The 11,746-nt window shown below is 33.4% G+C and carries 12 protein-coding genes and 1 tRNA gene; all 13 read right to left on the bottom strand.

Annotated features, from left to right (window positions below; all coding sequences use genetic code 11):
* Positions 1 to 13: 13 nt before the first annotated feature.
* The 13 genes from HQN85_RS01730 to HQN85_RS01670 all read right to left on the bottom strand — a co-directional run bounded on the left by HQN85_RS01730 (position 14) and on the right by HQN85_RS01670 (position 11,636).
* On the bottom strand, positions 14 to 1,183 hold the full coding sequence (locus HQN85_RS01730) for an efflux RND transporter periplasmic adaptor subunit (protein ID WP_173268624.1): 1,170 nt from the start codon (positions 1,181 to 1,183) through the stop codon (positions 14 to 16).
* Between the two features lie 33 nt (positions 1,184 to 1,216).
* Positions 1,217 to 1,801 carry a TetR/AcrR family transcriptional regulator gene (locus HQN85_RS01725; protein WP_173268623.1) on the bottom strand — a complete coding sequence of 195 codons (585 nt, stop codon included), beginning with the start codon at positions 1,799 to 1,801 and terminating at the stop codon, positions 1,217 to 1,219.
* Positions 1,802 to 1,913: 112 nt separating this feature from the next.
* The gene (locus HQN85_RS01720) at positions 1,914 to 2,930 is read right to left on the bottom strand and encodes a WD40/YVTN/BNR-like repeat-containing protein (protein ID WP_173268622.1); all 1,017 of its coding nucleotides are present in this window, start codon (positions 2,928 to 2,930) and stop codon (positions 1,914 to 1,916) included.
* Positions 2,931 to 3,011: 81 nt separating this feature from the next.
* Positions 3,012 to 3,446 (bottom strand): DUF2147 domain-containing protein, encoded by a 435-nt coding sequence (locus HQN85_RS01715; protein WP_173268621.1) that lies wholly within the window; start codon positions 3,444 to 3,446, stop codon positions 3,012 to 3,014.
* A gap of 89 nt (positions 3,447 to 3,535) precedes the next feature.
* Positions 3,536 to 3,805 carry a hypothetical protein gene (locus tag HQN85_RS01710; protein WP_173268620.1) on the bottom strand — a complete coding sequence of 90 codons (270 nt, stop codon included), beginning with the start codon at positions 3,803 to 3,805 and terminating at the stop codon, positions 3,536 to 3,538.
* A gap of 78 nt (positions 3,806 to 3,883) precedes the next feature.
* Positions 3,884 to 4,276: a DoxX family membrane protein gene (locus tag HQN85_RS01705; RefSeq protein ID WP_173268619.1), complete on the bottom strand. Its 393-nt coding sequence runs from the start codon at positions 4,274 to 4,276 to the stop codon at positions 3,884 to 3,886.
* 80 nt (positions 4,277 to 4,356) lie between these two features.
* Complete coding sequence (locus HQN85_RS01700; RefSeq protein ID WP_173268618.1) at positions 4,357 to 4,875, bottom strand: DinB family protein; 519 nt, start codon at positions 4,873 to 4,875, stop codon at positions 4,357 to 4,359.
* Between the two features lie 14 nt (positions 4,876 to 4,889).
* Positions 4,890 to 5,384, bottom strand: a complete 495-nt coding sequence (locus HQN85_RS01695; protein WP_173268617.1) for a DinB family protein — start codon at positions 5,382 to 5,384, stop codon at positions 4,890 to 4,892.
* Positions 5,385 to 5,549: 165 nt separating this feature from the next.
* Positions 5,550 to 7,256 (bottom strand): PAS domain-containing protein, encoded by a 1,707-nt coding sequence (locus HQN85_RS01690; RefSeq protein ID WP_173268616.1) that lies wholly within the window; start codon positions 7,254 to 7,256, stop codon positions 5,550 to 5,552.
* 161 nt (positions 7,257 to 7,417) lie between these two features.
* Positions 7,418 to 7,501: transfer RNA gene (locus HQN85_RS01685), tRNA-Leu, on the bottom strand.
* 18 nt (positions 7,502 to 7,519) lie between these two features.
* On the bottom strand, positions 7,520 to 8,284 hold the full coding sequence (locus HQN85_RS01680; RefSeq protein WP_173268615.1) for an MBL fold metallo-hydrolase: 765 nt from the start codon (positions 8,282 to 8,284) through the stop codon (positions 7,520 to 7,522).
* Positions 8,285 to 8,388: 104 nt separating this feature from the next.
* Complete coding sequence (locus HQN85_RS01675; protein ID WP_173268614.1) at positions 8,389 to 9,039, bottom strand: LolA family protein; 651 nt, start codon at positions 9,037 to 9,039, stop codon at positions 8,389 to 8,391.
* Between the two features lie 53 nt (positions 9,040 to 9,092).
* Positions 9,093 to 11,636 carry an FtsK/SpoIIIE family DNA translocase gene (locus tag HQN85_RS01670; RefSeq protein ID WP_173268613.1) on the bottom strand — a complete coding sequence of 848 codons (2,544 nt, stop codon included), beginning with the start codon at positions 11,634 to 11,636 and terminating at the stop codon, positions 9,093 to 9,095.
* Between the last annotated feature and the right edge of the window lie 110 nt (positions 11,637 to 11,746).

Below are 11,746 nucleotides of genomic sequence, written 5' to 3'. Positions count from 1 at the left end.
AAGGATTAACTAGTTATTTTTTAATTTCAGCATATACTGAATCAGCATTTAACTCTTGAGGTTTGATTTTTGTTCCATCTTTTAAAGATTGAAAACCTTCTAAAACAACTTTGTCTCCAGCTTTTAACCCTTTTGTAACAACATAAAACTTACCTTTTGTAATTTCCATTACTTCCACAGGAGTATTAGTTACTTTAGCCGAATCTCCCAATAGGTATACAAATTTCTTTCCTTGTAAATCTGTTGTAGATTTTTGAGGGATTAATATAATATCATTTACGTGTTGAGGGATACGAACCATTGCACTTGCACCATTTTTTAATATAGAATTCGCATTAGGGAAAGTAGCTCTTAAACTGGCAGAACCTGTACTTGTATTAATCTGCCCATTTATAGATTCTATTTTTCCATTTTGAGCATATACTGTTCCATCAGCCAGTATTAAACTAACAGCTGGAATATTTTTCATTTGCTCCGTTAAATTTTTCCCTTTATAAATATTTGAGAAGTCTAATAACTGTTTTTCATTTAATGAGAAGTAAGCATATACTTTAGATGTATTTGAAATTGTAGTTAATGGTTGTGTACTTGTACCACTTACTAAACTACCAGTTTTAAAAGGCAAACTTCCAACTACTCCATCTACTGGGCTTGTAATTCTAGTATAGCCTAAATTAACTTTAGCATTTACTAAAGCCGCTTTTGCTTGTGCTAATGCAGCTCTTTTACTTTGTAATATTAATTGAGCAGATTCTAATTCATACTTACTGATGATGTCTTTATCTACAAGTGGTTTAGTTTTATTTACTTGTAATTGAGCAGCACTAACATCGGCTTCTGCGCTACTAATAGCAGCACTGGCTGTTCTTACTTGTTGCTCATATTGTGGGGCATTAATTGTAAATAACATTTGACCTTTTCTTACAAAAGCACCTTCATCCACATAAATTCTTTCGATAAAACCATCAACTTTTGGTCTAATATCTATATTCTGAATTCCTTGTATTGTTGCAGGATAATCAGAATCTAGTGTTGTATTCTGAGTACTCACTTCAAATACAGGATACGGTTGAGGTTCGCCTGCGGCTGCAGCTGCTTGTGCTGCCTTTTCATCCTTGCCGCTGCAAGAAGCAAGTATAGCCCCTAAAAATAGAATAATTGATAATCGAATTGTTGTTTTCATTTTATATGGTGTTGCTTTTGTGTTTCTATTTAATTATTGATATATCATGTCGAAAATTAATTGCTTACGCTCCTGCATTAATTTCAGATATTCTTTATCATTTATATTATAAAGTGATTTATTTATGCATGTCGTAATTAATGGATAAGCCATTAAAGAAAATAAATTCATTAAAAATTGTCTAGGATCCATTTTTTTTATTCGGCCAAGTTCCATTTCTTCTTTTATTTCAGCTAGAAATTTCTTAATTCGGTTCTTCTTTTCATCTGGAACAGTTTTATCTGTACGCTTAAATGCAGTTACCACATACATTTCTCTATAAGGGAACTTAATAGCCTGATCCATAAAGACTGTAATCAATCGCTGTACTTTTTCTTTAAATTCGATTTTAGCAGAAAAAACTGATTCCAATTGCTCTGACATTTCTGCTCTGGCTTCTTCTGCAACCTGTTCAAAAAGAATATCACGTGATCTAAAGTAGTAATTAACTAGTGTTCTATTTACACCAGCTGCATCTGCAATATCTTGCGTTGTAGCATGTAATTTCCCTACTGAAAAAAAAATCCGCTTAGCGGTATCCTTAATTAATTGCTCTGTTCCTGTATCTCTCTGCGCCATTTACAATTATGTTTAACATTTTTGTTAAACTACAAAAGTAGAGATATAATTAAATTGACACACTGTCTATCAAAAATGTATCTCATTTATGACAATGGATTGATAATTTGATTTAGAAAGAAGTAATTTGATAAATCTGCCCTCTATTTCCAGTTAACAGGATTAACTTACCGTTTTTCGCTTTTTGAATAGCATTGAAGTTTAAGGTAGAAATATTTGTCCAATTTTTGCCGCCATCAGTAGAAACGTCTGTACCTGAAGAGCCTGTTGCAAAGCACAATTGATCTGTAATATACTCTACAGCAGAACGATAACCACTCACAGATTTTTGTGGCTTAGACCATGTTTTACCACCATTAGTAGTGAGAACAGCATTATTTATACTTTCTTTATCCTTTAAGTAATTACCCCCAACTGCAATTCCTTTTTTTGCATCATAAAATGCAATTGAAAATGGTCCTGTGCTACTTTCCCCTTGTATAATTGGGCAGTCGTACACTTTCCATTTTTGTCCATAATTGTTAGAATAATAAATTTTAGACGTCGATCCCCCACTGGCAATCCATACCTTGCCATCTTTTGTGGTTCTTATGGTTGTTCCACTTGCAGCAAAACCAGCTTCGCCAACTTTTAAATCTTTCTTTAAGTTCTTTGAAATATCCTGCCAAGTTAAACCGCCATCAGTGGTTTTTAAAAGCTGCATTTTATTGTTAATTGGGTCGCCAAAAATAATTCCTTGTTGTTCGTCCCAGAAACCCATTCCATCTAAAAAAATAGCTGAATCTGTGTTTTTGTAAACCTCTCTCCAACTCTTTCCTCCATCAATGGTAGAAAGGATGTAAGCGGGAGAGCCTGCGTTTACCACAATTGCTTTTAAACGATCGAATGCTTCAATATCCCTAAAATCTAATTTTTCATACCCCTTTGGTTGAGTCCATTCCCAAGTTTTACCACCATCTAAGGTTTTACCTACCTGTCCGTTACTGCCACTTACCCATGCTGTAGAATCTGATACAACTGATAAACCACGCATACTTGTGTTTTTACCGGATGTTAATGGTTTTAATGTATAGCTTTGCGCATAGCTGAAAGAAGAAACAAGTAATAAAAGCCAGAAAATATTTTTCATATGTAGATTATTTGTGATCAATGGTTATGATGGTTTACGGTAGCGTTGTTGTTTGAATTAACCAGATGAAGATAAGAAAGTTTATTTTACTCTCTTCCAACTTTCTGATCTTCCAATGATCGAAATACCAATATATCCTCTAATATTTAATTGACCGTTTTCTTTTATTGATAGATTAGAGCTATAGGTTTTACCTGTTTTAGGGTCATAAATTGTTCCATCAGTCCATTTTCCATCTTCAAAAACAAAATTCTTCAATATTTCTAGTCCCATCACTGGTCTTGAACGTAAACTCGCTGTTGGATTTTTAATATCCAATTTTGGTCTCCCATTATCATCGTTTGGTTCTTTAATCCAAACTAATTTGCCGCAATATTTATCAGCTTTTTTATAAATTTCAATTTGACCTTCGCCCGTAGGATTGACCCATTTACCTAAAATATCGTCTTTTTTTTGTGCAAAAACGGAGAGCGTACAACTAACAAATACGAATAATAAAGATAAGTTCTTGAGCATAGGGATAGGTTTTAACTGTTCATAAAGTTAATAAATAGGTTTTAAAAATAAAATTTACAATTTAACTCGGACAATAGATAATTATGATCTTATTGTTCAGAAACACGTAGGTTTTGGAATGTAGCAAAGTTAGGTTCCAGATTATCGGGTAAAACTTCTGCATGAAATCCTCTTTCTTTTAAAAATTGAATAATTGATTTAGCATTTATTAGGCTAGTAGAACATTCAATTCTGAGAATTAAATCGCAATCTTCCAAATCGAAGTTTGCGAGATATCCATTAAAGTTTTCATGTAGCTGATCAATCAGCTTTTGTGCATCATTACAGTTTACTACATCTGTTTTAAAAACTTCAACCATGATTTATTTTTTATTACCTGTCGATTATCTTTTATTTAGACCATCGACAGGTGAAACGTTACAATTTTGTAACGGATTTTATTGAATTGGTTTTGACATTAATAGTCCTGCATAGTTTTTACGATATGCGTATGCTAAAAACAAGTTCGCTCCAATTAAAAATAATGCACTTGGCAAATTCTTAGGTTCATCAAGAAATGCATGAAAGCACAGAATATTAACGGTAATTGGAAATAATACTACAGTTGCCAATGGTGCCCAAAAATTAATAAGCAGTAAAATACCACAAACTAATTCAATCACTTTCAGTAATGTCATAAAATAATTCCCTGACATTAAGCCGGTCATAAAAGCTGTTGCACTGGGTGTCATTGGTGGTTGTTCCATTGGAATTTTAAAAAGAACGACAACTGCAGCAAAAACAAACATTAAGCCGAGTAGGCTTCTAACAATGATAATTGCGATTTTCATATTAATTTAGTTTAAGTTTATTACAAGATAATTCATTTTTTAAAAATTATCTTGAGTTTTCAGTTGAATTTTTTTAAGATTTATGGTTTATTAGACAAAGCAATCGCTATGTTATTTAATTGATGTGAATGTCTTTGTGTATGATAGATTACAAAGTAAATGGCTTCTAATCGCGTTAAAAAGCCGTAAACTGGTAATTCGAAAGCTAAACATGTTTGAGTAAGGTCTAAGGTTTCTATCTGTTTGTTAATATCAGTTTTAATTTCCTTTATCGTTTTCAATAGGTCAACTTTATCATACATTTTTTCCTCTGGTAAGATAAAATCTGGAGACTTCATTTTTATATCAAAGTTTAGAAAGTCAGTTTTAATTCTAGGAATTAATTCATCTGCAGCCCTATCGCTAGGTTTAACTTTTGCATTTAGAACTTCTGAAAAGCCCGCACTAGCTAATATAATGTGTTGTACTACCTGTCCAGCTGTCCAGCTATTTGGAAAAGGAATGCAATTAAAATCTTCTTCTTCAACTAATGAAATTGCATTTTCTAAATCGGAAAAGGTTGTATTGAAATCGTTTAGAACTTGTGTTGTTGCTATCATAACGTATTTATTAATTACATATATTTCATTGCATCATAATTTAATAATCTGCGCCATAATGCAATTTGACCAATGCAGTTTGCTTCGCGATAGGTGTTAAACGAAACCATTTCGAACATAGGGAAACTCATACCTGGAAATTCTAATACTTTATCTAATTGTTCTTCGGTAGTTTGCATCAGTCTCTCTCTTAAAATTGGAGAGATTTTTTCCCAATCTTTCTTAAAATCAGCTAATGCTGGATATGTTTCATTTTCTTGAATGCCTTTATGATCTGCAAAAAGTTCGTGGGCAGTTTGTTTTAGATCTAAGCCTAATAGTTTTGCTAATTCATATCTTTCTTCTACTAAACTTCCACTAATCCATGCTATATGGTTAGCTTTTGTATTTAAACGCTGATGTGCATCTTCATCAGAAATGCCGTCAATAGCACTAATGAAAAAGCTTGTATTCATATCGTATAATACGATGAGTGCATATAGGCGATTGCTTACTGGTTTTATTTCCATTTTTAAATTGATTTAAGGTTATACTAAGATATGGCAACTTTAATTGAAAAATGGTTGGCAAAAAAGTCAACATTAGGGGGTGATTAAGACTCGAGGAGTTGAGGGTTAGAAGTTATTGGGATCATCAATTAGATTGTAATGCGTATTAAGAAAATATCCTGTTGATTAATTGGTATTAGCTATTTCCCTAATAATTCGATCAAGTTCATCAGAAGAAGTTCTCATATACGTTAAAAGTTCAAGCTGTTGTGGGCTTGCATCAGTATTTTCTAGTAATTCTACTAGCGACATTATTCTGGCAAGAGGTGTACGTACTACGTGCGATTGCAACCAGCTGATATCTTGAAGTTTCCTATTTTTTTCCTCTATTTGCTCCACATATCTACGTTGCTCACTAACATCGCGTTGAATACTAATCCACCTCATCAAATGGCCATCCTCATCAAAAATTGGCGTTAGGCTCACACTGACATCATATTGCTCGCCATTTTTGGTATAATTTATTAATTCTACCTTAGTAGAAGTTCGAGTTTCAATCGCTGATTTTAATTTTAAAAGTTCGACCTGACTAGTATTACTACCATGAAGAACATCTGGATATTTGCCAATCAACTCTTCTCTAGTATATCCTGACATTTCTACCATAGCCTGATTGACATAAATAATTATTGGAGAGGGGCTAGATGTATCCGTAATGAGCACTCCATCTGAGGTATTTACGACTACGGATTCTAATAGTTTGGACCACTCCTCTTCTCTTTTTCTATCTGTAATATCTTGCATTGCTCCAATCATCCTATAAGCTTTTCCTGCATCATTAACCATCACAAATCCTCTATCAAAGATATTTTTATAGGTGCCATCCCCACATAAAAATTTGTACTCATCCATCCATCTTGAGATTCCTTTAGAAATATGCTCTTCGAGTTTTACCATGACCCGATCTCGATCTTGAGGATGAATGTGTTCTTTCCACCAATCGAGACTGGTTCGTTCTTTCGATTGATGCTTTAAAATACCATCAATTGCCCTATTCCATAAAATAGTTCCCTGTTTGATATCACAATCCCATATTACATCACTTGTAGCTTTTGAAACAATATTAAATCGTTCTACATTTTCTGCAACTCGTTGATCTGCTATAATTCTTTCAGTAATATCTTTTGAAGTACATACTATTCCGGCAACGGCAGGATCATCAAATAGATTAGTTGCCTTCGTTTCAATCCATAACCATCCGCCCACTGCATCTTTATAACGATAAGGTGATAACTGTATCGTCTTCTTGTTCCATATTTCCACTGCTTCTTGTTCTACCCGTGCTATATCGTCTTTATGAATAAAATCAAAAGCCTTCTTTCCTATAAAGAACTCAGGTGAAACCCCAAACACTCTTTGGGAAGCAGGGCTAACGTAACTGTACCTAAATTCTTTATCAATAATTGTAATCATATCCGAGCCGTCCTGCACTAGTGCCTTAAAGCGACGCTCATTCACCAAAAGTGCTTGCTGAACCTCAAATTTTTCAGTTACATTTACTGCCAATACTAATCTAGCTGGAACACCTTTATAGTTAATAGCATTGCTTGCTATTTGTACATAAAGTAATTTTCCATTCTTAGTAAGATGTCGAAACACATTTCTAAAAAATGATCCTGTTTTTGAATTTTCCTCTACTATACCCTTTACTTCTGATACATCTTCAATGGGTCGAATACTCATTATATCCATTAAAAGGAACTCTTCTTTTGTATATCCATATTCTATTGTTGCAGCAACATTAACATCTAAAAAACGTAAGCTCTTCACTTCAAATACCCACATAGGCACTGGAGATAGTTCAAAAAGATTGTATAGATCGGTGTTATTCATACTCGGTAACTCACAGTAGATTGGTCTTTTGTAAGTTAGTGAATGTTCTAGATATTATCGCATGAAAAATCACATTACCTAAATTGATTGAACCTATGCTCTCAGAATAAGGAATGTTAAAGAAAATCAAAAGCCTTCTCAAATAAGAAGGCTTTTGTTCGTATCCAAGAGGAGATTCGAACTCCCACACCCCTAAGGGCGCCAGCCCCTCAAGCTGGTGCGTCTACCAATTTCGCCACCTGGATAAATGGAATGCAAATATATCAATCTAGTTCAAAACTTAAACCATCATATGCTAATTTGATGTAAGACGGTAATTCTTTTTCAATATCGGCATGCAAACCTAAGTTATGGCTCATATGTGTAAAATAAGTAGTTTCGGCACCAGCTTTACTCGCGAAAGTAATTGCCTCCTTTAAAGTAAAATGAGAGATGTGATCTTCTTTTTGAAGGGCATTTATCACTAAATATTTACTTCCTTTTATTTTTTCTAAAGACTCTTCAGAAATTGTTTTAGCGTCAGTAATATAGGTGAAATCTTTAAATCGATAACCCAGTACTGGTAATTTATAATGCAAAACCTCAATTGGAGTGATAGTTGTTTCTCCTACTTTAAAGGGTTTATCTGTTACTGTATGGAGGTTTATTTGTGGCAGGCCGTGATATTTGGTGTCAGCAAATATATAGGAGAATTCTCTTTTTAAAGCTTCCTGTACTCTTTCAACTGCATAAATATCTATTCTTTTTTTTAGTATATAATTAAAAGGTCTGATATCATCCAAGCCTGCAACATGATCTTTATGTTCGTGGGTAAAAAGAATAGCATCTAAATCTTTTACTCCTGCCCTTAACATTTGATATCTAAAATCAGGGCCACTATCAATTACAATAACTTTATCTTCAGTTTCCACCAACACTGAAACTCTCAATCTTTTATCACGTTTATCTGTAGATTGGCAAACAGAACAATTACATCCAATTACTGGAATGCCTTGTGATGTACCTGTACCTAAAAATGTGATCTTCAAACTATTTTAATATGTTTTAAGGTTAGCAATAATACTTAAAAAAGCGGTAAAATAAAAAGGGTTTGAACAGTGTCCAAACCCTTTTAACATGTAAATTGTATTAATTATCTTAAATCCACTACCTCAACACCTGGATATTTTTTAGCATCAAAAGCAAATGTAGTTTCTGGTATTTTTACATTAGGAGAGAAAGTTTTCACATTATATGTATAAGTATTTCCATTTTTTTCGAAAATAACCACATTGGCAATTTGCTTAGAAACCTTATCAATACTTAAACGAATTTTAAAGACTGATTTTTTAGCATCTGTTGGAGATAAATCTATCATTTGATACACTTTAGTTCCAACTTTGCTCTCGCCAGTATATAAATATTTAAATCCTTTTTCATAAATGGTAAAAATCTTTGCTGGATTAATAGCATCTCCACTATTATCTACATTAGAGATTTGTACTTCCTTATCACCTTTAAGATAAGTCCATTGAACTTTACCATCACTAATCAAATCTTGATTAGTCATTGCAACTTTATATTTATTTGCATTTGCTTTTACATATAAAGTACCTTGCTGAGTTTCTTTGACTTTAGCTTGTGCATTGTTCAATGTAAATGTGAAATCTGTTTTCACCACATCGTAAGAACGATATTTTTTACTTACCTCTGCTAAAATCGCTTTCGCTTTTGCATCTGTTTGCGCATTTGCTGTAAAACTAAATGCACTTAATACTACTAATCCTACTATTATCTTTTTCATGTTTTTTAAATTATGTGCTAACAACACTTCAAAACTGGTTAGCAGCGATACATCTATTGTTTGTTGTTTAGGTTATTCAAGAACTGTTCCAAAGCATATTGATCTGGCAATAAAACTTCTCGTGCCTTACTACCCTCAAACGGGCCAACAACTCCTGCGGCTTCTAATTGATCAATAATTCTACCAGCTCTATTGTAACCCAATTTCATTTTACGTTGAATTAAGGAAGTAGAGCCTTGTTGATGTGTTACAATCAATTGTGCTGCATCTTCAAACAAAGGATCCCTATCATCTGGATCAAAATCACCTCGGGTTGATTCTGCATTTTCGTCTATATATTCTGGCAATTGATAAGCATCAGGATAGCCACGTTGGTTACCAATAAATTCTGATATGCGGTCAACTTCAGGTGTATCAACAAAAGCACACTGTAGCCTTATTAAGTCGCTACCGGTTGATAAAAGCATATCCCCTCTACCAATTAACTGATCGGCACCGCCACTGTCTAAAATAGTTCTTGAATCGATTTTTGAAAGTACCCTGAATGCCAATCTAGCTGGGAAATTCGCTTTAATTGTACCTGTAATGATATTTACTGATGGACGTTGTGTGGCTAAAACTAAATGAATACCGATTGCACGGGCTAATTGTGCTAAACGAGCAATTGGCGCTTCTACTTCTTTACCAGCTGTCATCATTAAATCTGCAAACTCATCCACCACTAACACAATGAAAGGCAAAAATCTATGCCCATTATTAGGGTTAAGTTTACGCTTGATGAATTTATCGTTGTACTCTTTTAAATTTCTTACTTGTGCATCTTTCAACAAATCATAACGCTGATCCATTTCAATACACAGCGAGTTTAAAGTATTTACAACTTTTTTAGTATCGGTTATAATCGCATCGGCTTCACCAGGTAATTTGGCCAAAAAGTGTCTTTCAATTCTATTAAATAAAGTTAATTCTACTTTTTTCGGGTCAACTAATACAAACTTCAGCTGTGCTGGATGTTTTTTAAATAACAATGAAACTAAAATAGCATTTATACCAACCGACTTACCTTGGCCAGTTGCACCAGCAACTAATAAGTGTGGCATTTTAGCCAAATCGGCGATAAAAACCTCATTACTAATTGTTTTTCCTAAAGCAATCGGCAAATCCATGGTATTTGTAGCCCACTTTTCTGTATTTAATATACTTCGCATGGATACCATTTCTGGATGCTGATTTGGCACTTCAATACCAATTGTTCCTTTACCTGGCATTGGAGCAATGATACGAATACCTAAGGCAGCCAAACTCAGTGCAATATCATCTTCTAAGTTTTTAATTTTAGATATACGAACTCCAGGAGCTGGAATAATTTCATATAAAGTTACCGTTGGCCCAATTGTCGCTTTAATTTTATCGATCTCGATATTGTAATGATTTAAAGTCTCTACAATTTTATTTTTATTAGCTTCTAATTCTTCGGCATTTACTGAAATTTTGTTAGTGCCATAATTTTCTAACAAATCTAAATGTGGGTGTTGATATCCTGATAAGTCTAATTTCTCATCGTAATTACCAAACTGCTCAACCAATCCATCGGCTTTTACTTCATCCTCACTTTTCTCAATACTAAAAGAAGGTTCTGGTAAAACTTCAAGAGGAGTTGCAGCTACAGCAGCGGTTGGAGTTAACATTACATTTGTACCTAATGGAGCTGCAATTACATCTTCTTCATCCTCTTCTATCTTCTCGAATCGATTAGGTGTTAAAACGATATTTTGATCTTTTTTAGGTTCGTTTTTAAACCTATCATTAATGCTAAATTCAACGGGTTCAGATTTATCTTCATTTTCTAATTCTATATCAGTTGGAACAACTGGCAAAAAATCATCTTCCTTATTTCGTTTTGGTATTTTAAAATCGATATTATAGGCAATAATTAAAATAGTTAATCCTAAAAAGACAATTAATCCACCAACACCTGCTTGTCCAATTTGAGCAACCAATAATTTATTACTCCAATACCCAAATTCTCCTTCTAGAAAGTGTGGTGTATCTGTAAAGAATGAATGTCCAAAACCAAAGGCCAAAGAAATAAATAGTAAAAAGAAAAAACTATAACCTAAAACTTTCTCAATTGCGAAAATTTTAACCTTAAATAATAAACGATAACCAATTACAAAAAATACAAAAACGAAAAGGAATGAAGCAATTCCAAACCATTCGTATATAAATTGATGTGACAGTAAGGCACCAATTTTGCCTAGCCAATTTTGAATGGCTGGTGCATCTACACCATTATTTTTAAGCTCATCTACTGTTTTAAATAGATTACTCCAACCGCCATTTGCATCAATTACGTAACTCTGATCTTCTTGCCAAGTAAATAAATAAGAAGTAAATGCAACCAAAAAGTAAATAGAAATGATAAGGAAGAAAAGTCCAACTATTTTAACCAATCTACCGTTTTGTAAATCAAAAGAAGGTAAAATATCAGCCTTAGCTCGGGGCGCTTTACTTGTAGTTTGTTTCTGTCCAGTTTTTGCTTGTCCAGTTTCCTGCTTAAATGAATTGGATTTGAATTGATTTCCCCTTAGCGACATCTTTCGTTTACTATATTTAATCAACAAATATAAAACATATACTTGTTTGTGATGTATAAAACGAATACGATTTAAACAAATTATTTTGAATTGCCAAAAGCCTTTTCCTA

This window comes from Pedobacter boryungensis, from assembly GCF_013204825.1.
Classification (GTDB): Bacteria; Bacteroidota; Bacteroidia; order Sphingobacteriales; family Sphingobacteriaceae; genus Pedobacter; species Pedobacter boryungensis.
This window is presented reverse-complemented; position numbering and strand designations above follow the sequence as displayed.

Bases quoted from the DNA above. Each gene is read 5' to 3' on its own strand.
- HQN85_RS01720 (WP_173268622.1), bottom strand. From the start codon at position 2,930: ATGAAAAATATTTTCTGGCTTTTATTACTTGTTTCTTCTTTCAGCTAT.
- HQN85_RS01725 (WP_173268623.1), bottom strand. From the start codon at position 1,801: ATGGCGCAGAGAGATACAGGAACAGAGCAATTAATTAAGGATACCGCT.
- HQN85_RS01710 (WP_173268620.1), bottom strand. From the start codon at position 3,805: ATGGTTGAAGTTTTTAAAACAGATGTAGTAAACTGTAATGATGCACAA.
- HQN85_RS01700 (WP_173268618.1), bottom strand. From the start codon at position 4,875: ATGATAGCAACAACACAAGTTCTAAACGATTTCAATACAACCTTTTCC.
- HQN85_RS01670 (WP_173268613.1), bottom strand. From the start codon at position 11,636: ATGTCGCTAAGGGGAAATCAATTCAAATCCAATTCATTTAAGCAGGAA.
- HQN85_RS01675 (WP_173268614.1), bottom strand. From the start codon at position 9,039: ATGAAAAAGATAATAGTAGGATTAGTAGTATTAAGTGCATTTAGTTTT.
- HQN85_RS01730 (WP_173268624.1), bottom strand. From the start codon at position 1,183: ATGAAAACAACAATTCGATTATCAATTATTCTATTTTTAGGGGCTATA.
- HQN85_RS01715 (WP_173268621.1), bottom strand. From the start codon at position 3,446: ATGCTCAAGAACTTATCTTTATTATTCGTATTTGTTAGTTGTACGCTC.
- HQN85_RS01690 (WP_173268616.1), bottom strand. From the start codon at position 7,256: ATGAATAACACCGATCTATACAATCTTTTTGAACTATCTCCAGTGCCT.
- HQN85_RS01705 (WP_173268619.1), bottom strand. From the start codon at position 4,276: ATGAAAATCGCAATTATCATTGTTAGAAGCCTACTCGGCTTAATGTTT.
- HQN85_RS01695 (WP_173268617.1), bottom strand. From the start codon at position 5,384: ATGGAAATAAAACCAGTAAGCAATCGCCTATATGCACTCATCGTATTA.